The organism is Allobosea sp. FW305-C-101 (genome assembly GCF_058783685.1).
Genome location: NZ_JBYSYT010000004.1, coordinates 401706 through 425604 on the forward strand (window position 1 = coordinate 401706; position 23899 = coordinate 425604).

Below are 23899 nucleotides of genomic sequence, written 5' to 3' on the forward strand. Positions count from 1 at the left end.
ACGCCGTCATGGATCAGCGGAACAGGCCCCCTCGCGCCGTGGCGCCGGCAAAGCGCATCACGTTGCCGCGCGCCCGCAAGCCGGCCGAGATCCGCGAGATCTTCGGCCGCTTCCAGGCCGCCAATCCCGAACCCAAGGGCGAGCTCGACCACACCAACGCTTTCACGCTGCTGGTCGCGGTTGTCCTGTCGGCGCAGGCGACCGATGTAGGCGTCAACAAGGCCACCCGCGCGCTCTTCGCCATCGCCGACACGCCCGCAAAGATGCTCGCGCTCGGCGAGGAGACCGTGCGCGAGCTCGTCAGGACGATCGGGCTCTTCCGCACCAAGGCGAAGAACGTGATCGCGCTCTGCGAGAAGCTGATCGCCGAATTCGGAGGCGAGGTGCCGACGACGCGCGAGGCGCTGGAGAGCCTGCCCGGCGTCGGCCGCAAGACCGCCAATGTCGTGCTCAACATCGCCTTCGGCGAGATCACCCATGCGGTCGACACCCATGTCTTCCGCATCGCCAACCGCCTGCGCATCGCGCCGGGCAAGAACGTGCTGCAGGTCGAGCTCGGGCTGGAAAAGGCGGTGCCGCCCGAGTTCGGCCGGCACGCCCATCACTGGCTCATCCTGCACGGGCGCTATACCTGCAAGGCGCTGCGGCCCGAATGCCTGCGCTGCATCCAGAACGACCTGTGCGATTCCGCCGACAAGCGCATCGCCTGAGCTTGTGGCCTGACGCTGCGAGAGCCCTCCCTTCGTCTGCTTGACAGTCCTTGGCGGCTGAGATGAGCTTCGCGCGCCGGTCGCCTTGGAGGCTCGGAGAAGCCTGAGAGCCAGCGGCAGAGGAAGCTCAGGAGGTCATCGAGATGAAGCGTTTCGTCCTCGCGGCGAGCATCGCCGTTGCCGCCCTATCCGTTCATTCCGGCGCCTTCGCCCAGTCCAAGGGACCGGTCGTCGGGGTCAGCTGGTCCAATTTCCAGGAAGAGCGCTGGAAAACCGACGAGGCCGCGATCAAGGCAGCGGTCGAAAAGGCCGGCGGGACCTATCTCTCGGCCGATGCCCAGTCCTCGCCGGCCAAGCAGCTCACCGATGTCGAGAGCCTGATCGCGCGCGGCGCCAAGGCGATCATCGTGCTGGCGCAGGATGCGCAGGCGATCCGCCCCGCCGTCGAGAAGGCGGTGAACGAGGGCATCGCCGTCGTCGGCTATGACCGATTGATCGAGATCCCGCAGGCCTTCTACCTGACCTTCGACAATATCGAGGTCGGCCGGATGATGGCGCGCGAAATCCAGAAGGCGAAGCCGGAAGGCAACTACGTCTTCATCAAGGGTTCGAGCCAGGACCCCAATGCCGGCTTCCTCTATCAGGGCTCGATCGAGGTGCTGAAACCCGCGATCGACGGCGGCAAGATCAAGAATGCCGGCGAAGCCTTCACCGACCAATGGCTGCCCGCCAATGCCCAGCGCAACATGGAGCAGATCCTGACGCGCAACCAGAACAAGGTCGATGCCGTGATCGCCGCCAATGACGGCACGGCCGGCGGCGCCATCGCGGCACTGGCCGCGCAGGGGCTTTCCGGCTCGGTGCCAGTCTCGGGCCAGGATGCGGACCGCGCGGCGCTCAACCGCGTCGCATTGGGCACCCAGACCGTGACGATCTGGAAAGACGCGCGCGAGCTCGGACGCAACGCCGCCGAGATCGCGCTCAAGCTGGCCGGCGGCGCCAAGCTCAACGAGATCCCGAAATCGGTGAGCTGGGATCAGGGTCCGTCGAAGCAGAAGATGACCGCCTTGTTCCTGACGCCGGTGCCGGTGACCAAGGAGAACCTCAATGTCGTGATCGATGCCGGCTGGGCGCCGAAAGCGGCGGTCTGCCAGGGCGTCGCGGCCGGCAAGGTCAAGGCCTGTGACTGAAGCCACGCCAGCACCGGCTAGCCCGGTGCAGGAGGCGCGCGGTCTTGCCGATCGTCTGCGCGAGATCGAGTTCGATCCGCGCATGATCGGCATGGTCGCCGCGCTCGCGGTGATCTGGCTCGGCTTCAACTGGCTGTCGGACGGCGCCTTCCTGACGCCGCGCAACCTGTGGAACCTGCTGGTCCAGACCGCCTCGATCGCGATCATGGCCTGCGGCATGGTGCTGGTCATCGTCACCCGCAATATCGATCTCTCGGTCGGCTCCATGCTCGGCTTCGTCGGCATGGTGGTCGGGCTGGTGCAGGTCCGGCTGCTGCCGGAGCTCTGGGGCCTGGAGCATCCGCTGACCTGGATCGTCAGCCTGCTGCTCGCGATGACGCTGGGTGGGTTCGTCGGGCTGCTGCAGGGCGCGCTGATCGCCTATCTCGCCATCCCCTCCTTCATCGTCACGCTGGGCGGGCTTCTGGTCTGGCGCGGGGCGGCCTGGTGGGTCACGCAGGGCCAGACGATCGCGCCGATGGATTCGCGTTTCCGGCCGCTCGGCGGCGGCGTCGAGGGCGCGATCGGCACCAGCGCCTCCTGGGCGATCGGCCTCGGCCTTTGTGTCGTGATCTGCCTGGGCGCGGCGCTGATCCGGCGCCGGCGCAAGCGCTTCGGCTTCGTGCTGCGCCCGCTCTGGGCCGAGATCGCCATTGCCGGGCTCGGCTGCGCGGCCGTGCTCGCCATGGTGATGGTCGCGAACGCCTATGCGCTGCCGGCCGGCATCGCGCGGCGCCTCACCGAGGCGAAGGGCGGCACATGGCCGGAAGGCGGGCTCATCATCGGCCATGGCTTGGCCGTGCCGGTGCTGATGGCGCTGGGCGTCGGCGTGGTCATCACCTTCCTCGCCAACCGCCTGCGCTTCGGCCGCTATGTCTTCGCCATCGGCGGCAATCCTGAAGCCGCGCAGCTCTCCGGCGTGAACACGCGCAAGGTGCTGATGCTGGTCTTCGGGCTGATGGGCGTGCTCGTCGGCATCTCCGCCTGCATCTCGACGGCCCGCCTCAACGCGGCGACCAATGCAGCGGGTACGCTGGACGAGCTCTATGTCATCGCTGCGGCGGTGATCGGCGGCACCTCGCTTGCCGGCGGCGTCGGCACCATCGCAGGCGCGATGCTGGGGGCGCTGGTGATGCAGTCGCTGCAATCCGGGATGGTACTGATCGGCGTCGATGCGCCCTTGCAGAACATCGTGGTCGGCATCGTCCTCGGCCTCGCGGTCTGGCTCGACGGGCTCTACCGCAAACGGCTGAGCTGAGGAGGTTCCATGAGCATCGCGGAGCCGGCAGACATTGCCGTAACCCACCCCGGCCAGGGCACGCCATTGATCGAGATGCGCGACATCTCGATCGCCTTCGGCGGCATCAAGGCGGTCGATGGCGCCAGCGTCGACCTGATGCCGGGCGAGGTGGTCGGCCTGCTCGGCCATAACGGCGCCGGCAAGTCGACGCTGATCAAGATCCTGTCCGGCGCCTACAAGGCCGATGCCGGCACGATCCGGGTCGATGGCGAGGAGGTCGCGGTCTCAAGCCCGCGCGACGCCAAGCGCCACGGCATCGAGACGATCTACCAGACGCTCGCTCTGGCAGACAATGTCGACGCCGCCGCCAATATCTTCCTCGGCCGCGAACTCCTGACCGGCTGGGGCACGCTCGACGATGCGACGATGGAGGCCGAGACCCGCAAGGTGATGGGCCGGCTCAACCCGCATTTCCGCCGCTTCAAGGAGCCGGTGAAGGCGCTCTCCGGCGGCCAGCGCCAATCGGTCGCGATCGCGCGGGCGATCTATTTCAACGCCCGCGTGCTGATCATGGACGAGCCGACGGCGGCACTCGGCCCGGCGGAGACCAAGCAGGTCGCCGAGCTGATCCTGCAGCTCAAGAAGCAGGGCATCGGCATCTTCCTGATCAGCCACGACCTGCACGATGTCTTCGACCTCGCCGACCGGGTCACGGTGATGAAGAACGGCAAGGTCGTCGGCACGGCCCGCACCGCCGACGTCACGCAGGACGAGGTGCTGGGCATGATCATCTCGGGCAAATGCCCGCCGGCCGCGGTGGCGGGGCCGGGGGCTTTGCGGGGATAGAAGCGGGCGCCGCGCCTCACTTCGCGTCGAGCAGGTCCTTCACCGACAGGAGCACCAGTTCGTTGTCGTCGGCCTTCTTCGGGTCGCGCGAGGAGGAGAAGGGCAGGTTGTTGTCGTTGCCGACGACGATGATGCCGGCCGCGCGATCGACGACGTCGACATTCTCGATGGTGAAGAACGGGAAGGGCAGCACGCCGTCGATGGCGCCCTGCTTCGCCTTGCCGTCGGGGTCGGCGATCTTCAGGAGGTCGATGAAGCCGACCTTGCGGACGGGCTTGCCGACATTGGCCTCGGTCATCTCGATCTTCACGATGCGCTTGAACTTGGCGAGGTCGTGGAAGCAGTCGGGGCCCTTCTGGCCGGCGGCGCAGGCCTTGTCGGCGGTGCCCTCGCCGTTATCGCGCTCGATGATCAGCGCGGTCGTGGCATCGATCATGTTGAAATCGCCGATGGCGTTGCCCTTCTGCTCCAGCGGGTAGAGCCAGGAACGGCCGGTCCATTTTTCGCCGGCAACGTCGAATTCGAGGATGCGCAGCACTTCCTTGCCGTCGACCTCCTCGTTGCCCTTGGTCTCGGCATTCCAGAGCGGGCCTTCGAGCAGCGGATAGAGGAAGCGACCGTCCGGCGACTGCGCCATGCCCTCATAGCCCTTGGAGCGGCGCACGTTGAAGGCCGGCATCGGCGCATCGGGCGCGCCGGGCGTGGTGATGGCGTAGTGGTCCGGCGAGCGGGCCGGCTTGCCGTCGACCTGCGTCTCGAACACGGCCTCGACCTTGCCGCTGGCGTCGACGCGGATGAGATAGGGGCCGAATTCCTCGCCGATCCAGAACTTGCCGCCGATCGGCTGAATCGATTCGGGATCGAAATCCGCACCGGTCAGGTAGCGCTTTTCCGTGCCTTCCTGGACGATGCGGAACGGCACCTTCTTGTCGGGATCGTGCAGGAAGGTGGTCGAGAGACGCTCGACCGCGCCCTTGCCGAAATCGGCCTTGAGGCGATGGAAGAACAGCATCGCGTCGGGCGAATTCGCCTTGGCGCCGAAGCCGTTATCGGTCAGCACGAGGAACTCGCCATTCCCCAGCGAGCGGATGCCGGAGAAGCCCTGCACGGGCTGGCCGGCGAAGGGGGTGGAGAGCCCGGTCGGACGCCCGCCCGAGGTGCCCATGACGGTGCCGACCGCCTCGACGCGCTTGCCCGGCGTCACGAACTTGCCGGAGACCTTGAGATCGGCCGGCGCATCGGCCGGCGCCGGGATGATGGTGTTCGCCGGCAGCAGGGCATGGCCGACGAGCTTCGCGGGGAATTCCTTTTGAGGCGCCTCGGCTCCGGCGAGCATGGTCGAGGACAGCAACAGGGCGGCGATGAGCGGCAGGCGCATGGAATGGCTCCGGGATGAGGCGAAGCCTTCGCTTCGCCCGGCCGGATTGCGCCGCGACGACAGCGCCGCGACCGTTCCGTGACAGCCCGCCGGCTAGGCTCAATACCCTCGTGCGGGATCGACCACGTTGAGCAGCGGCTCGCCCGCTTCCAGCCGCCCTATCTGCTGGGCAACCGCCGTGGCGATCGCCTCCGGCTCCGACATCGCCGAGTTATGCGGCGTCACCGTCACGCCCGGATGGCTCCAGAGCCGTGAATCGGCCGGCAGGGGCTCGACCTCGAAGACGTCGAGCGTCGCGCCCTTGAGCGTGCCGGCATCAAGCGCGGCGAGGATATCGTCCGCGACCTGCAGGCCGCCGCGCCCGGCATTGATCAGGAACGGCCCGCCGAGGCGCCCGCCCTGCACAAGGCCGGCAAGCAACTCGGCATTGATGATGCCGCGCGTGTCCGGGGTCAGGGGCAGGAGGCTGACGAGGATATCGGTACGGCCGAGGAAGGCCTTCATGCCGTCCTCGCCGGAGAAGGTCTGGAGACCTTCGATGGTCTTGGGTGAGCGGCTCCAGCCGGCGACGTCGAAGCCCATCACCGCGAGCTTGCGGGCGGCATCCTGGCCGAGCTCGCCCAGCCCCATGATACCGACGCGGACCGAGCGCGCGGCCGGCTGGTTGCGGTCGTCGTCCCAGGATTTTTCGCGCTGCTGGCTGTCATAGCGGCGCTGCTGGCGCAGATAGCTCAGGCAGTGCAGGACGATATATTCGCTCATCCGCGTCGTCAGGTCGGGATCGACGATGCGCGCGATCGGCGCGGCCGGCAATTTGTCATCGGCGAAGAGGAAATCAACGCCGGCCCCGAGCGAGAAGATCGCGGCGAGATTGGGCAGGCCGGTCAGGCTGCCGGGCGGGTGCTTCCAGCTCGCGACATAGTGGACGGCGCGACGGTCGAAGGGTTCGCCGAGGACGACGATCGGCATATCCGGCAGCAGCGCCTGGAAACGCGCGCGCCAATCCTCGACATGCCAGCCCGTCATGGCCAGAAGCAGACTCATCCCGTAACCCTCTCCGTAACCCGTTCCGCGACCAGCGGGCCGCGCGCCGCACCCTCCCCGATCCGGTAAGCCTTGCGCAAGCGCTCGCTGGCCGCTTGGTAACCGGCCTCATTGCGGGCATGGACGATGCCGAGCGGCCGGTCAGGCCCGACGACATCGCCGATCCCGGCCAGAGAGACGATGCCGACGGCATGGTCGATCGGGTCCTGCGGGCGCACGCGGCCGCCGCCGAGCGCGACGACGGCGAGCCCGACGGCGCGGGTATCGACCGAAGCGACCGGGCCGGCCGCTTCGGGATGGACCGGCCTCACGACCGGAGCGGCGGCAAGATGCTTCTGCGGCGCTTCCAGCAGATCGGCCGGGCCACCGAGCGCCACGATCATGCGGGCGAAGCGTTCGGCCGCGGCACCGGAGGCGAAAGCCTCCTCGATCTTGGCGCGGGCTGCGTCGAGATCCGGGGCGAGCTTGCCGAGCAGCAGCATCTCGGCAGCGAGCCCGACCGTGACCTCGTGGAAGCGCGGCTCGCGGCGTCGTCCGGTCAGGTGATCGAGCGCATAGGCGACCTCGAGCGCATTGCCGGCGGCCGAGGCGAGCGGCTCGCTCATGTCGGTCAGCAGGGCCGTGGTCGGCATGCCCGCACCGTTGGCGACGCCGACCAGCGCCTGCGCCAAAGCCTGCGCCTTGCCGTAATCCGGCAGGAAGGCGCCGGAGCCGAACTTCACGTCCATGGCGAGGCCGTGCAGGCCGGCCGCGAGCTTCTTCGACAGGATCGAGGCCGTGATCAGCGGCAGCGACTCCACCGTCGCGGTGACGTCGCGGATGGCATAGAGGCGCTTGTCGGCCGGAGCGAGATCGGCGGTCTGGCCGATGATGGCGCAGCCGGCCTCGCGGACCACCTTGCGGAAGAGAGCGATGCCGGGCTGGGTGACGTAGCCTGGCACCGCATCGAGCTTGTCGAGCGTGCCGCCGGTATGGCCGAGGCCACGGCCGGAAATCATCGGGACATGGCCGCCGCAGGCTGCGACCGCCGCCGCCAAGGGCAGGCTGACCGTGTCGCCGACGCCGCCGGTGGAATGCTTGTCGAGCGCCGGGCCGGGCAGGTCGTCCCAGCGCAGCACCGTGCCGGAATCGCGCATGGCCAGCGTCAGCGCCACGCGCTCGCGCTCGTTCATGCCGTTGAAATAGACCGCCATCGCGAAGGCAGCGGCCTGGCCCTCGCTGACCGAGCCGTCAGGCAAGCCGGCGATGAGCTGGCGGATATCGGCCTCGGACAGCTCCGCACCGTCGCGCTTGGCGGCGATGATCTCCTGGGTCAGGCGCATCAATAGCTCCCACGCGGCGCGGCATCGGGCGCGGCGCCATCAATAGCGGTGACGAGCGCGCCATAAAGGCCACTGGCGCCGAAGCGGAAACTCGTCGGCGAGACCCAATCGGGCCCCATGATCGCGTCGGCAAGGTCGAGATAGCCCTTGGCATCGGCCAGCGTCCGGATGCCGCCCGACGGCTTCAATCCGACGGGGCGACCCGTCTCCGCGATGACGCTGAGCATCACGCGGGCGGCCGGAATGCTGGCAGAATTCGCGGTCTTGCCGGTCGAGGTCTTGATGAAATCGGCGCCGGCCGCGATGGCAAGCTCTGCCGTCGTCCTGACCTTGTCGAGATTGGGGTATTCGCCGGTCTCCAGGATGACCTTCAGGCGCCGCTCGTCGCAGAGCATCTTGACGTTGCGGACCATCGCCGCCGCCGCTGTGGTATGGCCGGCGAGAACGGCCCGCCAGGGCAGGACGAGATCGATCTCGTCGGCGCCGGCGGCAAGCGCCTCTTCCGTCTCGCGCATCGCCGGAGCGATCGGCGTGTCGCCATCGGGAAAGTTGACGACCGTCGCGATGCGGACCGGGCCGTCGCCGAGTTCGGCCCGCGCCGTCGCGACGAAGCGCGGCCACAGGCAGACCGCCGCGACCGGCACGGGGCCGGAGACGGCGCGTCGGCAGAGGTCGCGGGCGCCTTCTTCCGTGGCGTCGTCGGCGAGATCGGTGAGGTCGAGCAGCGCAAGCGCGCGCCGGGCGAGATCGGCATCGGACATGGTCACAGCTCCGACAGGAAGGCGCGCATCAGGCGCTTGAGCGCGCCCGCCGCGAGGCCCGCGACATCGCGCGTCTCGGTATGGTGCGGCGTGCCGCCATGGAGCCCTGCGCCCATATTGGTGACGATGGACAGGCCGGCGACGCGCAGGCCGTGGCGACGCGCCAGGATCACCTCCGGCACGGTCGACATGCCCACGAGATCGGCGCCCAGGATTTTCGCCATGCGGATCTCGGCCGGCGTCTCGAAGCTCGGCCCGGTGAACCACATGTAAACGCCCTCGCCGAGCGGGATCGCCGCCCGCTGGGCCGCGCGCTTGAAGCGGCCGCGCAGATGCGGGTCATAGGCATCGACCATCGGCACGAAGCGGCCATCGCCCTTGTCGCCGACGAGCGGGTTGGGGCCGTTCAGGTTGATATGGTCGGTGATCAGGGCAAGGCTGCCCGGGCGCATCTCCGCCGAGAGCGAGCCCGCCGCATTGGTGAGGATCAGCGGCGGCGAGCCGAAGGCGGTGAGCACGCCGAGGGGCACGCGCATCACCGCGGAATCGCCGCCCTCGTAGTAGTGGGCGCGGCCTTCGTAGATCAGCACCTTGCGGCCATGCAGCGTGCCATAGCAGAGCTGGCGGGCGTGGCCGGAAACCTCGCCGCGCGGGAAACCCGGCAGATCGGCATAGGGAATGCGCACGGCATTCTCGATCTCCTCGGCGACGGCGCCGAGGCCTGTACCGAGCACGATCGCGCAATCGATCGCATCGACGCCGCGTTCCGCCAGGATCGACGCCACCTTGTCGAAGGCCGGATCAGCCGCCATCGCACACTCCCTCCCAGCCGCCGAAGCAGCCCCACATCAACGCGGCAAATTGGCCGGTCCGAAGGAGGCTGGCAACAGCTCCTCCAGGGTGAAGCGCGCGCGGATGCCCTCGGGCCCGGCGATCGCGACCGGCGTCTCCGGCGCAGCGAATTCGCGGATGCGCTGGCGGCAGGCGCCGCAGGGCGTGACCAGCTCGGCGCCCTCGCCGAAGACAAGCACGGCACGGATCGCCTTCCCGCCAGCCGCGATCATCGCCGCGATCGCCCCGGCCTCGGCGCAGGAGCCGACGGGATAGGCGGCATTCTCGACATTGCAGCCGGCATGGACCGCGCCATCATCGGCCAGAAGCGCGGCGCCGACCTTGAAGCGCGAATAGGGCGCATAGGCGCGCGGCTGGATAGCGGCAGCGGCAGCGAACAGGGCCTCGAAATCAGGTTCGGCCGGCACATCAGCGTTCCTTGACATAGGGCAGGCCGGAGGCCTTGGGCGGCGTCGCCTTGCCGATGAAGCCGGCGAGCAGGACAATGGTCATCAGATAGGGCAAGGCCTGGATCGCTTCCACCGGCACGAGGCCGATGCCGGGCAGCGTGACGCCCTGAAGCCGGATCGCGACCGCATCGAGCAGCCCGAAGAGCAGGCAGGCGCCGAGCGCGGGCCAGGGCCGCCAATTGGCGAAGATCACCGCCGCGAGCGCGATGAAGCCGCGCCCCGCCGTCATGTGCGGCAGGAACCCGGCCGATTGCGCCACGGCGAGATAGGTGCCGCCGATGCCGCAGAGCACGCCGCAGATCGCGACGGCGCCGTAGCGCAGGCCGGCAACGGAGATGCCGGCCGTGTCGACGGCCGCCGGGTTCTCGCCGACGGCGCGGATGCGCAGGCCGAAGCGGGTGCGCTTCAGGACGAAGGCGGTGACAAGCACGCAGAGCAGGGCGAGATAGGCCGGCGCGCCGTGGCCGGAGACGACCTCGTCATAGATCAGGCCGAGGCCGGGCACGTGCTCGCGGGCCCAGCGGGCGAAGGGCAAGGTGATCTCGCCGAAGCGGGCCGGGCCTTCAAGCGAGGGCGTGCGCCCGCCCTGCGCGTACCAGGCATTGCCGAGGATGACGGTGAGCCCCGCCGCCAGCATGTTGATGGCGACGCCGGAAACGATCTGGTTGCCGCGCCAGGTGATGGCGGCGAAACCGTGGACCAGCGCCAACGCCAAAGCGGCCAGGATGCCGGCGCCGAGACCGATCCAGGCCGAGCCGGTGACGAAGGCTGCGACTGCCGAAGCGAAGGCAGCGATCAGCATCTTGCCCTCAAGGCCGATATCGACGACGCCGGCCCGCTCCGACCACAAGCCCGCCATCGCCGCGCAGATCAGCGGGATCGACAGCCGGATCGTCGAATCGAGGACGACGGCGATGAGCTGGAGCAGGTCCATCAGGCCGCTCCCCGACCTATGCCAAGCACGCCCGCCACCAGCCGGCGGAACAGCCCGTCCAGCGCTCCGGCGAAGAGCACGAGCACGCCGCCGATGACCACGACCATGTCGCGGGTGATGGCCGGCTTGTCGAAGGACAGCTCGGCCCCACCCTGGTAGAGCACGCCGAAGAGCAGCGCGGCGAGGCCAACACCGGCCGGGTGGCCGCGGCCCATCAGAGCGACGGCGATGCCGACGAAGCCGTAGCCGGCGGTGAAATCGAGCACCAGCCGGTGCTGGACGCCGAGCGCCTCGTTGACCGCGAGCCCGCCGGCGAGCGCACCCGAAATCGCCATCGCGATCATGGTGACGGCGGCGGGTGAAATGCCGGCATAGGCGGCGGCGCGCGGATTGGCGCCGACGGTGCGGATCGCGTAGCCCAATCGCGTTCGCCAGATCAGCAGCCAGACCGCGACGAGCGCCATCAAGGCGAGGAAGAAGGCGCTGTTCAGCGGCGTCGAGGGCAGTTTCAGGCCGAACGGCGCGAGCAATTGATGCATCGGCGTCAGGATGGCGCCGGCCGGGAAATCCGGCGTCTCCGGCTGCATCGAGCCGGGCTTCCCGATGACCTCGCGCAGCAGATAGACGATCAGCGTCGCGGCAACGAAGTTCAGCATGATCGTGGTGATGACGACATGGCTGCCGCGCTTCGCCTGCAACCAGCCGGGAATGAAGGCCCAGAGCGCGCCGCCCGCTGCCGCCCCAAGAATCGCGAAGGGCGCTGCAAGGAAACCGGGCAGCGTGGGCAGCGCAAGGCAGGCGATCGCCATGGCGATGCCGGCGACCGTCGCCTGTCCTTCGCCGCCGATATTGAACAGGCCGGCATGGAAGGCGACGGCGACCGCGAGCCCGGTGAAGATGAAATTCGTGGCGTAGTAGAGCGTGAAGCCGATACCCTCGGTGCTGCCGAGCGCGCCGCGCAGCAGCAAGGCCGTCGCCTCCAGCGGGTTCTCGCCGATGCCGACGACGACGAGCCCGGCGACGAGCAGCGCCGCGATCACCGAGACCAGCGGCACCAGCGCGATATCGGCCCAGCGCGGGAGTTCGACGGGAGCGGCGCTCATGCGGCCTCGTCCGTTACGCCAGCCATCAGCAGGCCGAGATCGCGTTCGTCGGCCGCTTCCGCGACGCGCTCGCCGGTGATCCGGCCGCCGCACATGGCGATGATCCGGTCGGACAGCGCCATCACCTCCTCAAGTTCGACCGAGACGAGCAGGATCGCCACGCCCTGATCGCGCAAAGCCACCAGCCGGCGATGGATGAACTCGATCGCGCCGATATCGACGCCGCGTGTCGGCTGGCCGACGAGCAGGACCTTGGGGCCGCGCTCGATCTCGCGGGCGAGCACGATCTTCTGCTGGTTGCCGCCGGAGAATTTCGCCGTCTTCAGCGCCGGATCGGGCGGGCGCACGTCATAGGCCGCGAAGGCATCGCGGGCATGGGCCTCGATGCGAGCGGGCGAAAGCAACGGGCCGGAGCCGAAGGCGGGATCGTGCTGGTAGCCGAGAATGGCGTTCTCGGCGGCGGAGAAGGCGGTGACGAGGCCACTGCGGTGGCGGTCTTCGGGAATATGCATCAGGCCGAGATCGCGCATTCGCGCCGGATGGCGATCGGCGGCGGCAAGAATCTGCCCGCCCAGTCGGATCACGCCGCGGCTCGGCTGGATCAGGCCGGCCAGCACCTCCAGCAACTCGCTCTGGCCATTGCCGGCGACCCCGGCGATGCCGACGATCTCGCCGGCATGGAGCGTGAGATTGACGTCCTTCAGGGTCTCGGTGCCGCGCCCGTCACGACAGGAGAGGCCGACCGCCTCCAGCACCGGCGCGCCACGCTCACGTGGCTCCTTCTCGACGCGCAGCAGCACGCGCCGGCCGACCATCGCCTCGGCCAGAGCCGGCGGCGAGGTTTCGGCGGTGACGACATGGGCGACCATCTCGCCGCGGCGCATCACCGAGACGCGGTCGGTCACATCCATGATCTCGCGCAGCTTGTGGGTGATCAGGATCACCGTCTTGCCCTGCGCCTTCAGCGCCCGGAGCAGGGCGAAGAGCTGATCGGCCTCGGCCGGGGTCAGCACCGCCGTCGGCTCGTCGAGGATCAGGATCTCGGCGCCGCGATAGAGCGCCTTCAGGATCTCGACGCGCTGCTGCAGGCCGACGGAGAGCTCGCCGACGATGGCATCGGGATCGATCGCGAGGCCGTAATCCTGCGAAAGTTTTGCGAGCGCCGCGCGCGCCTTGTTGACGCCGCCCTTGAGCAGCGCCCCGCCCTCGGCGCCGAGCACGACATTCTCGACGACGCTCAGCGTCTCCACCAGCATGAAATGCTGGTGGACCATGCCGATCCCGGCCGCGATCGCATCGGCCGAGGAGCGGATGCGGCGCGGCTCGCCCGCGATCCTGATCTCGCCGGCATCGGCCTCGTAGAAGCCGTAGAGGATCGACATCAGCGTCGACTTGCCGGCGCCGTTCTCGCCGACGATGCCGTGGATCGAGCCGGCCGCGACCGAGAGGGACACGTCCCTGTTGGCGGCGACCGGACCGAAGCGCTTGGAGATGCCGATCAGCTCGATGGCGGGCGCAGAACTCAAGGGAGCGGTCCGCGCCTCACATCGTGCATTTCTGGTCGGACATGTAGTCATGGACCTTGACCGTGCCGGCGATGATATCGGCCTTGGCCGTGTCGGCGGCGGCCTTCATCTCTGGCGTGATCAGGGCCTTGTTGGCATCGTCCAGTGCCCAGTCGATGCCCTCTTCCTTCAGGCCGAGCACGGAGACGCCCGGCTTCCAGGAGCCGTCCTGTGCTGCCTTGAAGGAATTGTAGGCGGCGACGTCGACGCGCTTCAGCATCGAGGTCAGCACCTTGCCGGGATGCAGGGCGTTCTGGTTGGAATCGACGCCGATGCCGAGCTTGCCGGCATCCGCCACGGCGCGGAGCACACCGATGCCGGTGCCGCCGGCGGCGTGATAGACCACGTCCGCGCCACGATCGATCTGCGACTTGGCGAGCTCGCCGCCCTTGACCGGGTCATTCCAGGCGGCCGGCGTCGAGCCGGTCATGTTCTGGAAGATTTCGGCTGCGGGCTTGCCGGCCTTGACGCCCTGGACATAGCCGCAGGCAAATTTGCGGATCAGCGGGATATCCATGCCGCCGACGAAGCCGACCTTGCCGGATTTCGAGGCCAGCGCCGCGAGCAGACCGACGAGATAGGAGCCCTCATGCTCCTTGAAGACGACCGACTGCACGTTCGGCAATTCGACGACCATGTCGATGATCGTGAACTTCAGGTTGGGAAACTCGGCCGCGACCTTCTGCAGGGCCGTCGCCTGCGAGAAGCCGACAGCGATGATCGGCGAATGGCCGTCACGGGCGAAGCGGCGCAGGGCCTGCTCGATCTGGGCGTCGTTGGTCGGCTCGAAATCGCGGAAGTCGACATTGGTCTCCTTCTTGAACTTCTCTGCGCCGATGAAGACGCCCTCGTTGAAGGATTTGTCGAACTTGCCGCCCTTGTCATAGACGATCGCGGGCTTGATCGTCTGCGGCTGCGCCAGAGCGGCCACACTGGAAAGCGCAACGCCGGCGAGCGCCGCCGCGAAAGAACCCAAACGCATCGAACCGATCCCCTTTTGCAGCCGGGCGCCGTTGTCCGGCCCTCGATGGCGGCACGATGGCATGGCAGGAGCGCGCGGCCAAGCTGGCGAAAGGTCATGTCCCGCGCAAAGGGCCGGCAAGACCGGCGCGACGATTGCCGAACGCCCGCCAGCGGCCTTAGGCTGTCGCCCATGATGCTGAACGATGACGAGATCGAGCGCTATGCGCGCCATATCGTCCTGCCGGAGATCGGCGGGCCGGGCCAGCAGCGGCTGAAGAACGCGCGGGTGCTGGTCGTCGGCGCCGGCGGGCTCGGCGCGCCCTTGATCCAGTATCTGGCCGCAGCCGGTGTCGGCAAGATCGGCATCGTCGACGACGACATCGTCTCGCTCTCGAACCTGCAGCGCCAGACCATCTTCGCCACCGAGGATATCGGCGCGCACAAGGCTGTGGCCGCTGCCCGCTTCGTGCGCAACCTCAACCCGAATGTCGTGGTCGAGGAACATGTCACCCGCATCGACCCGCATAATGCCCGCGCGATGATCGCCTTCTACGACGTGGTCGCGGAAGGCTCCGACAATTTCGCGACGCGCTATGCCGTCTCCGACGCCTGCTTCCACGAGCACAAGCCGGTGGTGATGGGCGCGCTCGGCCGTTTCGACGGCTCGCTCACCACGATCCGCGCCCATGAGGCTGGGCCTGACGGAAAGCCGAACCCGACCTGGCGCTGCCTCTTCCCGGAAGCGCCGCCGCCCGGCGCGATCCCGACCTGCGCGGAGGCCGGCGTGCTCGGCGCCCTGCCCGGCGTGGTCGGTTCGCTGATGGCGCTGGAGGTGGTGCGTGCCATCACCGGCTTCGGCGAACCGCTCGTCGGCAAGCTCCTGCTGCTCGATTCGCTGGCGATGCGCTTCGAGACGCTGCGCTATGGCTGGGACGAGGCCAATCCGCTCAACGGCACGGGCGTAGCCGAAGGCCGATCTTAACCGATTCCTGCTAGCCAATCCCCCGCCAACAGGGACGGGGAAGGGCGCCATGCAGGCCGGCAGCACCATCGGGACACGCGTTTCGACGCGAGCGACCTGGCTTCCCAATTTGCCCCTCGCCTTGCTCGGCATCGCCATCCTCGCCTGCGCGCTGCTGCTGACGCTGCCCCTGACATTGCCGCTCGGGCCGATGTACTGGGACCTCGTCCTCTATCTCGACGCCGCCAACCGGATCGGCGACGGACAGGTCCCGCTGATCGATTTCATCGCCCCGGTCGGGCCGCTCGGCTACTGGCTCTTCGCCGGGTTCGATGCGCTGTTTCCGCGTGCGCATCCGCTGCTGCTGGCGCAATGGTGCCTGTTCGCCGTGACGGCCCCGGCCATGGCCGTGATCCTGCGCACCGTCAGCCGGCAATCGCGCGCCAAGGCGCTGGCGCTGCTCCTGCCCTATCTCGCCTTCCAGATCCTGCCGGTCAATGTCGAGCATTACTCCTTCTTCCCCGGCACGGACGGGTTCGGCATCTACAACCGGCATGTCAGCATCGTGCTTTACGTGCTGGTTTCAGGTCTGGTCTTCCTGCGCGGCCCCGCGCTCGGCGCCGTCATCGGCTGGACGCTTTCCGCGCTGTTCCTGATCAAGATCACCGGCTTCCTTGCCGGCGGCCTGGTCACGGCCTTCGCGCTCGCGGCCGGGCGGATCGGCTGGCGCCAAAGCCTCCTGATCGCCGCCATCACCGGGCTCGGCCTGATCGGACTCGAACTCGCGACCGGGCTCGTCAGCGCTTATCTCGACAGCATCCTCGCGCTGATCGCGATCAATGCCGGCGGCATCCTGCCGCGCTTCGTCCAGGCCGCCTCGCTGCATCTCGACATCGTCGGTGCCGGAACGGCGCTCGGCCTCGCGCTGCTCTGGCTGGACCGGCGCGACATCGCGGAGGCTGCCTTTGCGCTGCGCCACCGGCCGTCCACGACCAACTGCGCCCGGCTGCTCGACCGCGAGGCCGCATGGCTCGCGATCGTCCTCGCCGCCGGGTTGTTCTTCGAGACCCAGAACACCGGCGGGCAAGCCTTCATCTTCATCTGGCCGGTTCTGCTGATGATCCTGTCGCGCTGGCTCGGCAGCGGCCGGCGCGGCGCGCTCGTGGTCTGCGGCCTCGTCGCGGCCACCGCGATTCCGCCCGCCGAGACCGTGCTCCAGCGCGGGGCACGCGCCCTGATGGCACAGGCGGGCTATACCGCCCTGCCGAACCAGCATCTCGGCCGGCTCGGTCTGGTCTCGCAGCATGCCAACGTCATGAACCGCGCGAGCGCGATGCTCGACATCTACACCACCCATCCCGATACATTCCGGGAGTTCACCGCCCGCGAGATGCTGCCGAATCCGCAGCTCTATTCGGAGCTCGACTTCCAGGCGTCCTGGCTGCTGGCAGTCGACGAGGGCGTCTCGGCCATCCTGGCGCATGAGCAGGCGAGCGGGCGCCGCTTCGAGACGATCATGAGCCTCAATTTCGTCAATCCGTTTCCGTTCGTGATGGGCCGCAGCGCGCCGCGCGGCATCGCCATCGGCGCCGACCCGTTCCGCGCCGTGCCGAAGCCGGACGACACGGAGATCACGCTCGCCCGCGAAGCGGACCTCGTGCTCTATCCGCTCTGTCCGGTCACGGTCGCGAACGAGGCCCTGCGCAAGATCTACGCGCCGGTCCTGACGGGCCGGCGGGAGATCGCGCTCGGGCGCTGCTGGAAGGGCTATGTGAAAGCGGGTTAGAGTCTCTGCCTTATCGCATTTTCTTCACGCGAACCGGTACCCACTTCGCTTGAAAATGCTCTAGCGCCCGCGCTTCGCCTCGATCACCTCGAAGAGCTGCGCCGCCAGATCTGGGCCGCCGAGCTTCTTGATGGCGCGCACGCCGGTCGGCGCGGTGACGTTGATCTCGGTGAGCTTGCCATGGATCACGTCGATGCCGACCAGCAGCAGGCCGCGCTCGCGCAAGGTCGGGCCGATCGCCTCGCAGATCGCGAGTTCCTGCTTCGACAGGTCGGTCGGGCGCGCCGCGCCGCCGCGCACCATGTTGGCGCGGAGATCACCCACCGCCGGGACGCGATTGACGGCGCCCGCCGCCTTACCGTCGATCAGGATGATGCGCTTGTCGCCCTCGGTGACCTCCTTGATGAAGCCCTGCACCACCCAGGGCTCGCGGAAGAGATTGCTGAACAGGTCGAAGAGCGAGCCGAAATTCGGGTCGCCCTTGCCGGTCTTGAAGACGGTCGCGCCGCCATGGCCGTAAAGCGGCTTCATGACGATCTCGCCATGCTCGTCGCGGAAGGCCTCGATCTCCGCCTTGTCGCGGGTGATCAGCGTCGGCGGCATCAATTCCGGGAAATGCGTGACGAGAATCTTCTCCGGCGCATTGCGCACCGAGGTCGGGTCGTTGACCACCAGCGTCTTCGGGTGGATGCGCTCCAGCATATGGGTCGTGGTGACATAGGCCATGTCGAAAGGCGGGTCCTGCCGCAGCAGCACGACGTCGAGCGTGGAGAGATCGACCTTCTCCTCGGCGCCGGCGGTGAAATAATCGCCATCGACATCGCGCACCTTCACCGGGCGCATCGGCGCGGTGACCTTGCCGTCGCGCATCGAGAGCTTGTCGGGCGTGTAGGTGTAGAGCGAGTGGCCGCGCGCCTGCGCTTCCAGCATCAGCGCGAAGCCGGTATCCCCGGCGATCCGGATGCGCTCGATCGGGTCCATCTGGATGGCGACGTTGAGGCTCATGACAGGCTTCCTGTTGCAGGCCGTTCTTATCGGGCCGCGGGCGGGGTTCCTGCAAGTGGGGCGCCCTGCATCACAGGACAAGCGCGAAGGCGGCGGGCACATGGCGCGGCCGGCGCCAGGGCGCCAGGAACACCGCATCGGCGCGCAGATAATGCTCGCCGGCCCAGGCATTGCGCGAAAGCCAGTGCCGGATGCGCCGCTCGACGAGGCGCTGCTTTTCCGCGGTGATCGCGATCATGGCGTCGTCGAGCCGGCCCCGCGCCTTGACCTCGACAAACGCAATAGTGCGGCCGCGCTTCATCACGAGATCGATCTCGCCGCCCTTGCCGCCGAAGCGCCGCTCCAGCAGGCGATAGCCTTTCGCCGTCAGCCAGAGGATGGCGAGCCATTCGGCGCGGCGCCCGGTCAGGCCGGAGCGACGCGCCTTATGGCTGCGCCCACCCGGATCGGCGCCGGCTCTGCTCACGGATCGTCGCGGGTGAGTTCGAGGGCGCGGGCATAGACCTTGCGGCGCGGCTGGCCGGTTTCGGCGGCGACCTGCGCTACGGCCTCCTTCAGCGAGACCTTCGTCAGCGCGGCGCGCAGGCGCTCGTCGATCGCCTCGTCGGTGGGAACGAGATCGGTCGCGCCGGGCGGTCCGATGATCACGACGATCTCGCCGCGCGCCTCCTCCTCGCTGTCGTAATGGGCGGCGAGCTCGGGAAGCGTGCCGCGCCGGACCGTCTCGTAGAACTTGGTGAGTTCGCGGGCGACGGCGCCCGGCCGCGGGCCGAGCACAGCGGCGGCGTCCGTCAGCATCTCGGCGAGGCGACGAGGCGATTCGAAGAAGACCAGCGTGCCGGGAATCGCAGCGAGTTCGGTCAGGCGGGTGCGACGCCCGCCCGATTTCGGCGGCAGGAAGCCCTCGAAGAAGAAGCGATCGGTCGGCAAGCCGGCGAGCACGAGCGCCGCCAGCACGGCGGAGGGACCGGGGATGCCGGTAACAGGCAGGCCTTCCACCACCAATTCGGCGACGAGCTTGTAGCCGGGATCGGAAACGAGCGGCGTACCGGCATCCGAGATCAGGGCGAGCTTGCCGCCCTCACGCAGCTTCGCCAGCACCTTGGGCCGCATCTGCGCGGCATTATGCTCGTGATAGGGCAGGAGCGGCGTCGAGATGCCGTAATGCGCCAGCAGCGTCTTCGACGTCCGGGTGTCCTCGGCCAGGATCGCATCGGCGGCGGCGAGCGTCGCCAGCGCCCTGAAAGAGATGTCGCGGAGGTTGCCGATCGGCGTCGCGACGATGTGCAGGCCCGGCGCCAGAGGCTCGGCCTCAGCCTTCAGGCCGAAGGCGGTGTAGCTGGGAGGGCGGGCGGCGGCATCGGTCGACATCCGATCACGCTGCCACAGCGGCCGCGCCCGCGCCATGGCAAGGCGCGTACCGACGCCTGCAACCTATAGTTAACAACTTGAAAATAGGCTTCCGCACTGGCACGAGAGGTCCGGGGGTAGAACTGTTCCGCAGGACCTATCGCCGGGCCGCGTTTCGTCGGCCCGGCCACGACTGGAGATCGCCCGTGTTCCACCATCGGCACATCGCCCCGATCCTGCGGTTCAAGGCACGGGCCTTCGCCGTCATGCTGCCGCTCGCGCTCGCAGCCTGCGGCGGCGGCACGTCCGGCCTGCCGGGCTTCGATTCGGGCGCGCCGGCAGCCGGCGCCGCGCCGTCCGGGCAGACCCTCGGTACCGGCAAGGTCAAGGTCGGGCTCATCCTGCCGCTCACGGCCGAGGGGCAGGGCGCCGTCGTCGGCAATTCCCTGAAGAACGCCGCCGAGATGGCGCTCGCCGAATTCCCGAATGCCGACCTGATGCTGCTGGTCAAGGATGATCGCGGCACGCCGGAGGGCGCCCGCGCCGCCGCGCAGGAGGCCCTGTCGGAAGGGGCCGAACTGATCGTCGGGCCGCTCTTCGCACCCTCCGTCCAGGCGGTCGGGCAAGTGGCACGCGCCGCCAACAAGCCGGTCATCGCCTTCTCCAGCGATTCCAACGTCGCCTCGCGCGGCGTCTACCTGCTCTCCTTCCCGCCCGAGAACGACGTCAACCGCGTGATCGGCTATGCCGCCCAGCAGGGCCGCAAGTCCTTCGCCGCGCTGGTACCGGACACCGCCTATGGCAAGGTCGTCGAGGCCGCCTTCCAGCAGGCCGCCGCCAATCGCGGCGTGCGCGTCGCCGCGATCGAGCGCTTCGGCACCGATCCGGCCGCGATGAAGGCCTCGATCCAGCGCCTGATGCCCTCGCTCGCCCAGGCCGATGCGCTGTTCGTGCCGGCTGCCGCCGACACGATGCCGACCGTGGGGCAGCTGCTGCAGGAGGCCGGCTACAACCCGGCCAAGGTCAAGCCGCTCGGCACGGGCGTCTGGAACGATGCGAGCATCGCGCGCGTGCCGGCGATCCAGGGCGGCTGGTTCGCCTCGCCCGACACGGCCGGCTTCAACGCCTTCGCCGGGCGGTACCAGCAGCGCTTCAACAGCGCGCCGACCCGCACCGCGACACTAGCCTACGATGCGGTCTCGCTGGCGGCGGCGCTGGCGCGCACGCAAGGCTCGCAGCGCTTCTCCGAGGCCGTGCTGACCAATGGCTCGGGCTTCGCCGGAGCAGACGGCGTCTTCCGCTTCCGCCCGGACGGACAGGTCGAGCGCGGCCTTGCCGTGCTGGAGCTGCGCAACGGCCAGATCGTCACGATCAACGCCGCACCCCGCGATCTCGGCCCGCGCTCGCAATAGGCCCCCTAACGAAAACGGCCGGGCGAGGCCCGGCCGCTTCCTGATCGAACTGGATACGTGCCTCAGCTCAGCGGGGCGTATTTCACCACGCAGCCATAGGCCTTGGTGCTGGCTTCCGAGACCGGCTTGCCGGCTTTCAGCTCGGCGACGGCCTGCCGGACATAGCTCTTGGCGCCTTCGAGGCTCGATGCGGCCGAGGTCGGCTTGTCGTCGATCGCGCCCATATAGGCGAGGGTGCCCTTGGGATCGATGATGTACATGTGCGGGGTGGTCTGCGCGCCATAGGCGCGTGCCACCTTGCTGTTCGGGTCGAGCAGGATGCCAGCCGGGGCGGCATTGCGCTGGACCGTCAATTCCTTGGCCCTGGCGGCGTCGACATGGCCCTGCTCACCCTGCGGCGAGGAGATCACCGAGAGCCAGACGACGCCCTCCCTGGCCATGTCCTTCTGCAGGGTCTGCATGGTCGCGCTGTTGTAGTGCTTCCGGACATAGGGGCAGTCGTGGTTGGTCCATTCGAGGATCACCGTCTTGCCGGCGAATTCGGAGAGGTTGCGCGTCTTGCCCTCGACATCGACCGCCTGGAAGGCGGGAGCGGGCGCACCGACCTTGGCCGCGCCTTGCGCGAAGGCGGCTGCCGGGAAGGCGAGGCCCGCGAGGGCGAGGCCGGCGATGAAAGTCTGTCTGGTCAGGCTTTGCATGTCTGTCTCCCTGGGTTGATGTCGAAAATCTATGGCAATGCGGCCGTCTTCGCGTTGCGCCCTGCCGCACGCTCGGCCGCGGCGATCAGCCCGTCCACGGTCAGGAGCTGCGGCAGGATCTCGGCCTGCGCTTCCTTGCGGGCGGGGTAGAACAGATAGAGGGGCACGCCGGCCCGGCCCTGCTCGGCGAGCGCCTTGGCGATGCGGCTGTCGCGATTGGTCCAGTCGGCCTTGAGATAGACGACGCCGAGCTTCGCGAAGGCGTCCTTCACCTCCTGCCGGGAGAGCGCGACGCGCTCGTTGGCGATGCAGGTGATGCACCAGGCGGCGGTGAAATTGACGAAGACCGGCTTGCCCTGCGCCTGCAAGGCCGCCACCCGCTCGGGCGACCAGGCCTCGATATCGCCGGCGCGCGCCTCGGTCGCGGCGCCCGGAATGGCGTTCTGGACGGTGAACCAGCCGGCTCCGAGCACGACGAGCGCGGCCAGCACCGAGCCGAAGGCGCGGCGCGCGAACGAGCCACGCGTCACGCCGACGAGCCAGACCGCGAAGCCCGCCGCCAGCACGGCCACCAAGGCGGCGAGCACGCCTTGCGGGCCGCTCTGCACGGAAGCCACCCAGATCAGCCAGATCGCGGTCGCGAACATCGGGAAGGCGAAGGCCTGCTTCAGCACGAGCATCCAGCGGCCGGGCTTGGGCAGCAGGCGCAGCAGGCCGGGCGCGAAGGAGAGCGCGACCACCGGAAAGGCGAAGCCGAGCGCCAGCGCCATGAAGACGGAGAGGGCGACGGCCGGCGGTTGCGTCACCGCATAGCCCATCGCCGCGCCCATGAAGGGCGCCGTGCAGGGCGTCGCGACGACGACCGCGAGCACGCCGGTCATGAAGGCACCGAGGCGCCCGCCCCGGCTGGCGAGGCCATCGCCGAGGCCGGTCACGGAGGTGCCGATCTCGAAGGCGCCGAGCAGGTTGAGGCCGATCAGGACCATCACCACGGCGAGCCCGATGACGAGCGGCGGGGACTGGAGCTGGAAGCCCCAGCCGACGCTGCTACCGAGGCTACCCAGCGCGATCACCGCGCCGGCCAGCACCATGAAGGTAACGAGCACCCCGCTCATGAAGAGCAGGCCCTGCTCGCGGACTTCGGAGCGATTGCGATGCGCGAGCTGCGCGAAGCCGAGCGCCTTGATGAACAGCACCGGCAGGACGCAAGGCATCAGGTTGAGGATCAGGCCACCGGCAAAGGCAAAGGCGAGCGCTGCCCAGATCGTCAGGTCGGCGCCTTCGGCCGGCATCGGAATCCGCACCACCGCAGGGCGCGCTTCAGGCGCATCCGTCCCGCCGGCCGCCATCAGGGCCGGATCGGCATCGGCCACGATCGTAACGGCCCTCGGCGAGCCGCCTTCGGTAAAGGTGAGGACGGCGGTCACCTCCGGCTTCTCCAGCTTGAAGGCGCTCGAACGGGTCAGGGTCAGGACGGGTTTGTCGCCGGCCGTGAAGGGCTGGTCGGCCGCATGCTCGATGAGCGTGTCGGAAACCGGGAAGAAACGCAGATCGGTCGCGCCGGCCGGCAGGCCCGGCAGGTCGAGCACGAGCTTGCCAGCGTCATCGCGAAGCTTGCCGCGGAAAGAGGCCGGCTTCGGCAGCGCCGCGATGGCGGCATCGATCCGTGCCTCGGCGGCTTGATCGACCTCACTCGCAGCGGCGATGGGGAGGTCGAGCGAGAAGGAGCCTTCCTCGGGAATGCAGATCTTCTCGCAGACGAGCCAGGTCGCCTCGGCCTTCAGCGCAAAGTTCTCACCGGGCTTGGCATCGGCCGGCACGGTGATCTCGAGCGGCAGCAGGACCGTGCCTTCGAAGCCGAAATTGACGAGCGGATCGACGCGGATCGCCTTGGGCGCCGGCCACTGGATCTCGCCGGCAGTCGCGCCGGCCGGCAGGTCCCATTTGATCTGGGTCGGCTCGCCGGAATCGCCGGGATTCAGCCAATAGGTATGCCAGTGCGGCGCGAGCTTCTGGACGAGCGCAACCTTGAAGCGCTCGCCGGGCGCAACCGCATCGCGGCTCGACAGCAGGGTCGCGGTGACGCGCGGCGAGGTGACGGCGGCGGATTCGGCGGCGAGCGCGAGCCCCGGAGCCAGCAGCCCCATCGCCAATGCCGCCGCGCGCAGGACACGCTTGCCTGGATATCGCCGCATGATGCCGTCGCAATCCCTGATCATCCCGACCCCATGCCCCAATCGAGGTTGATCTGCCAATGACAAGGCAGTGAGGCGGGGTCAGGGCCATTCTGG

22 protein-coding genes are annotated in these 23899 nt (G+C 68.5%); 7 read left to right on the forward strand and 15 right to left on the reverse strand.

Annotated elements, in window-relative coordinates; all coding sequences use genetic code 11:
- Positions 1–8: 8 nt before the first annotated feature.
- The 4 genes from nth (at position 9) to AC3WMA_RS19445 (ending at position 4025) form a co-directional block, all read left to right on the forward strand.
- The gene (gene nth, locus AC3WMA_RS19430) at positions 9–710 is read left to right on the forward strand and encodes an endonuclease III (RefSeq protein ID WP_492286991.1); all 702 of its coding nucleotides are present in this window, start codon (positions 9–11) and stop codon (positions 708–710) included.
- Between the two features lie 143 nt (positions 711–853).
- The gene (gene xylF / locus AC3WMA_RS19435) at positions 854–1900 is read left to right on the forward strand and encodes a D-xylose ABC transporter substrate-binding protein (protein WP_492286992.1); all 1047 of its coding nucleotides are present in this window, start codon (positions 854–856) and stop codon (positions 1898–1900) included.
- The gene (locus tag AC3WMA_RS19440) at positions 1893–3197 is read left to right on the forward strand and encodes a sugar ABC transporter permease (RefSeq protein WP_492286993.1); all 1305 of its coding nucleotides are present in this window, start codon (positions 1893–1895) and stop codon (positions 3195–3197) included. Before xylF ends, AC3WMA_RS19440 begins: the two co-directional genes overlap by 8 nt.
- 9 nt (positions 3198–3206) lie before the next feature.
- A complete protein-coding gene (locus AC3WMA_RS19445) occupies positions 3207–4025 on the forward strand; it encodes an ATP-binding cassette domain-containing protein (protein ID WP_492286994.1) in 819 nt (272 codons plus the stop codon).
- Positions 4026–4041: 16 nt separating this feature from the next.
- On the opposite strand, the gene AC3WMA_RS19450 is transcribed toward AC3WMA_RS19445, so the two are convergent.
- The 10 genes from AC3WMA_RS19450 to AC3WMA_RS19495 form a co-directional block, all read right to left on the reverse strand.
- The gene (locus AC3WMA_RS19450) at positions 4042–5403 is read right to left on the reverse strand and encodes an esterase-like activity of phytase family protein (protein ID WP_492286995.1); all 1362 of its coding nucleotides are present in this window, start codon (positions 5401–5403) and stop codon (positions 4042–4044) included.
- A 99-nt stretch (positions 5404–5502) separates the two neighbouring features.
- Positions 5503–6447 carry a 2-hydroxyacid dehydrogenase gene (locus tag AC3WMA_RS19455; RefSeq protein ID WP_492286996.1) on the reverse strand — a complete coding sequence of 315 codons (945 nt, stop codon included), beginning with the start codon at positions 6445–6447 and terminating at the stop codon, positions 5503–5505.
- On the reverse strand, positions 6444–7769 hold the full coding sequence (deoA, locus tag AC3WMA_RS19460; protein WP_492286997.1) for a thymidine phosphorylase: 1326 nt from the start codon (positions 7767–7769) through the stop codon (positions 6444–6446). The genes AC3WMA_RS19455 and deoA overlap by 4 nt, the downstream gene beginning before the upstream one ends.
- A complete protein-coding gene (deoC, locus tag AC3WMA_RS19465) occupies positions 7769–8530 on the reverse strand; it encodes a deoxyribose-phosphate aldolase (RefSeq protein WP_492286998.1) in 762 nt (253 codons plus the stop codon). The genes deoA and deoC overlap by 1 nt, the downstream gene beginning before the upstream one ends.
- A gap of 2 nt (positions 8531–8532) precedes the next feature.
- Entirely contained in the window at positions 8533–9342 is an 810-nt protein-coding gene (locus AC3WMA_RS19470) for a purine-nucleoside phosphorylase (RefSeq protein ID WP_492286999.1), read from the reverse strand.
- A gap of 36 nt (positions 9343–9378) precedes the next feature.
- Positions 9379–9789 carry a cytidine deaminase gene (locus AC3WMA_RS19475; protein ID WP_492287000.1) on the reverse strand — a complete coding sequence of 137 codons (411 nt, stop codon included), beginning with the start codon at positions 9787–9789 and terminating at the stop codon, positions 9379–9381.
- Between the two features lies 1 nt (position 9790).
- Entirely contained in the window at positions 9791–10765 is a 975-nt protein-coding gene (locus AC3WMA_RS19480; protein WP_492287001.1) for an ABC transporter permease, read from the reverse strand.
- Entirely contained in the window at positions 10765–11868 is a 1104-nt protein-coding gene (locus tag AC3WMA_RS19485) for an ABC transporter permease (protein ID WP_492287002.1), read from the reverse strand. Before AC3WMA_RS19485 ends, AC3WMA_RS19480 begins: the two co-directional genes overlap by 1 nt.
- Complete coding sequence (locus AC3WMA_RS19490) at positions 11865–13394, reverse strand: ABC transporter ATP-binding protein (protein ID WP_492287003.1); 1530 nt, start codon at positions 13392–13394, stop codon at positions 11865–11867. The genes AC3WMA_RS19485 and AC3WMA_RS19490 overlap by 4 nt, the downstream gene beginning before the upstream one ends.
- Before the next feature lie 16 nt (positions 13395–13410).
- A complete protein-coding gene (locus AC3WMA_RS19495; RefSeq protein WP_492287004.1) occupies positions 13411–14415 on the reverse strand; it encodes a BMP family lipoprotein in 1005 nt (334 codons plus the stop codon).
- Between the two features lie 171 nt (positions 14416–14586).
- On the opposite strand from AC3WMA_RS19495, the gene AC3WMA_RS19500 reads away from it, so the two are divergent.
- The gene (locus AC3WMA_RS19500; RefSeq protein WP_492287005.1) at positions 14587–15378 is read left to right on the forward strand and encodes a HesA/MoeB/ThiF family protein; all 792 of its coding nucleotides are present in this window, start codon (positions 14587–14589) and stop codon (positions 15376–15378) included.
- A 49-nt stretch (positions 15379–15427) separates the two neighbouring features.
- On the forward strand, positions 15428–17143 hold the full coding sequence (locus AC3WMA_RS19505) for a hypothetical protein (protein WP_492287006.1): 1716 nt from the start codon (positions 15428–15430) through the stop codon (positions 17141–17143).
- A 60-nt stretch (positions 17144–17203) separates the two neighbouring features.
- Here the strand turns inward: AC3WMA_RS19505 and gshB are convergent, their stop codons facing one another.
- From gshB to rsmI, 3 genes are all read right to left on the reverse strand, one after another.
- Positions 17204–18148 carry a glutathione synthase gene (gene gshB, locus AC3WMA_RS19510; protein ID WP_492287007.1) on the reverse strand — a complete coding sequence of 315 codons (945 nt, stop codon included), beginning with the start codon at positions 18146–18148 and terminating at the stop codon, positions 17204–17206.
- Between the two features lie 70 nt (positions 18149–18218).
- Positions 18219–18614 carry a YraN family protein gene (locus AC3WMA_RS19515; RefSeq protein ID WP_492287008.1) on the reverse strand — a complete coding sequence of 132 codons (396 nt, stop codon included), beginning with the start codon at positions 18612–18614 and terminating at the stop codon, positions 18219–18221.
- Positions 18611–19519, reverse strand: a complete 909-nt coding sequence (gene rsmI, locus AC3WMA_RS19520) for a 16S rRNA (cytidine(1402)-2'-O)-methyltransferase (protein WP_492287009.1) — start codon at positions 19517–19519, stop codon at positions 18611–18613. The genes AC3WMA_RS19515 and rsmI overlap by 4 nt, the downstream gene beginning before the upstream one ends.
- A 185-nt stretch (positions 19520–19704) precedes the next feature.
- On the opposite strand from rsmI, the gene AC3WMA_RS19525 reads away from it, so the two are divergent.
- Positions 19705–20910 carry a penicillin-binding protein activator gene (locus tag AC3WMA_RS19525; RefSeq protein WP_492287010.1) on the forward strand — a complete coding sequence of 402 codons (1206 nt, stop codon included), beginning with the start codon at positions 19705–19707 and terminating at the stop codon, positions 20908–20910.
- Positions 20911–20972: 62 nt separating this feature from the next.
- Here AC3WMA_RS19525 and AC3WMA_RS19530 read toward each other — a convergent pair whose 3' ends face one another.
- Together AC3WMA_RS19530 and AC3WMA_RS19535 are read right to left on the reverse strand one after the other, a co-directional pair.
- Entirely contained in the window at positions 20973–21608 is a 636-nt protein-coding gene (locus tag AC3WMA_RS19530) for a thioredoxin family protein (protein WP_492287011.1), read from the reverse strand.
- A gap of 29 nt (positions 21609–21637) precedes the next feature.
- Entirely contained in the window at positions 21638–23803 is a 2166-nt protein-coding gene (locus AC3WMA_RS19535; protein WP_492287012.1) for a protein-disulfide reductase DsbD family protein, read from the reverse strand.
- Positions 23804–23899 lie beyond the last annotated feature (96 nt).

Excerpts from the sequence above, each read along its gene's own strand:
- gshB (WP_492287007.1), bottom strand. The coding sequence starts at position 18,148 with ATGAGCCTCAACGTCGCCATCCAGATGGACCCGATCGAGCGCATCCGG.
- AC3WMA_RS19450 (WP_492286995.1), bottom strand. The coding sequence starts at position 5,403 with ATGCGCCTGCCGCTCATCGCCGCCCTGTTGCTGTCCTCGACCATGCTC.
- AC3WMA_RS19480 (WP_492287001.1), bottom strand. The coding sequence starts at position 10,765 with ATGGACCTGCTCCAGCTCATCGCCGTCGTCCTCGATTCGACGATCCGG.
- AC3WMA_RS19530 (WP_492287011.1), bottom strand. The coding sequence starts at position 21,608 with ATGCAAAGCCTGACCAGACAGACTTTCATCGCCGGCCTCGCCCTCGCG.
- AC3WMA_RS19505 (WP_492287006.1), top strand. The coding sequence starts at position 15,428 with ATGCAGGCCGGCAGCACCATCGGGACACGCGTTTCGACGCGAGCGACC.
- AC3WMA_RS19535 (WP_492287012.1), bottom strand. The coding sequence starts at position 23,803 with ATGCGGCGATATCCAGGCAAGCGTGTCCTGCGCGCGGCGGCATTGGCG.
- rsmI (WP_492287009.1), bottom strand. The coding sequence starts at position 19,519 with ATGTCGACCGATGCCGCCGCCCGCCCTCCCAGCTACACCGCCTTCGGC.
- deoC (WP_492286998.1), bottom strand. The coding sequence starts at position 8,530 with ATGTCCGATGCCGATCTCGCCCGGCGCGCGCTTGCGCTGCTCGACCTC.
- xylF (WP_492286992.1), top strand. The coding sequence starts at position 854 with ATGAAGCGTTTCGTCCTCGCGGCGAGCATCGCCGTTGCCGCCCTATCC.
- AC3WMA_RS19495 (WP_492287004.1), bottom strand. The coding sequence starts at position 14,415 with ATGCGTTTGGGTTCTTTCGCGGCGGCGCTCGCCGGCGTTGCGCTTTCC.
- AC3WMA_RS19455 (WP_492286996.1), bottom strand. The coding sequence starts at position 6,447 with ATGAGTCTGCTTCTGGCCATGACGGGCTGGCATGTCGAGGATTGGCGC.
- AC3WMA_RS19500 (WP_492287005.1), top strand. The coding sequence starts at position 14,587 with ATGATGCTGAACGATGACGAGATCGAGCGCTATGCGCGCCATATCGTC.
- AC3WMA_RS19445 (WP_492286994.1), top strand. The coding sequence starts at position 3,207 with ATGAGCATCGCGGAGCCGGCAGACATTGCCGTAACCCACCCCGGCCAG.
- AC3WMA_RS19470 (WP_492286999.1), bottom strand. The coding sequence starts at position 9,342 with ATGGCGGCTGATCCGGCCTTCGACAAGGTGGCGTCGATCCTGGCGGAA.
- nth (WP_492286991.1), top strand. The coding sequence starts at position 9 with ATGGATCAGCGGAACAGGCCCCCTCGCGCCGTGGCGCCGGCAAAGCGC.
- deoA (WP_492286997.1), bottom strand. The coding sequence starts at position 7,769 with ATGCGCCTGACCCAGGAGATCATCGCCGCCAAGCGCGACGGTGCGGAG.
- AC3WMA_RS19485 (WP_492287002.1), bottom strand. The coding sequence starts at position 11,868 with ATGAGCGCCGCTCCCGTCGAACTCCCGCGCTGGGCCGATATCGCGCTG.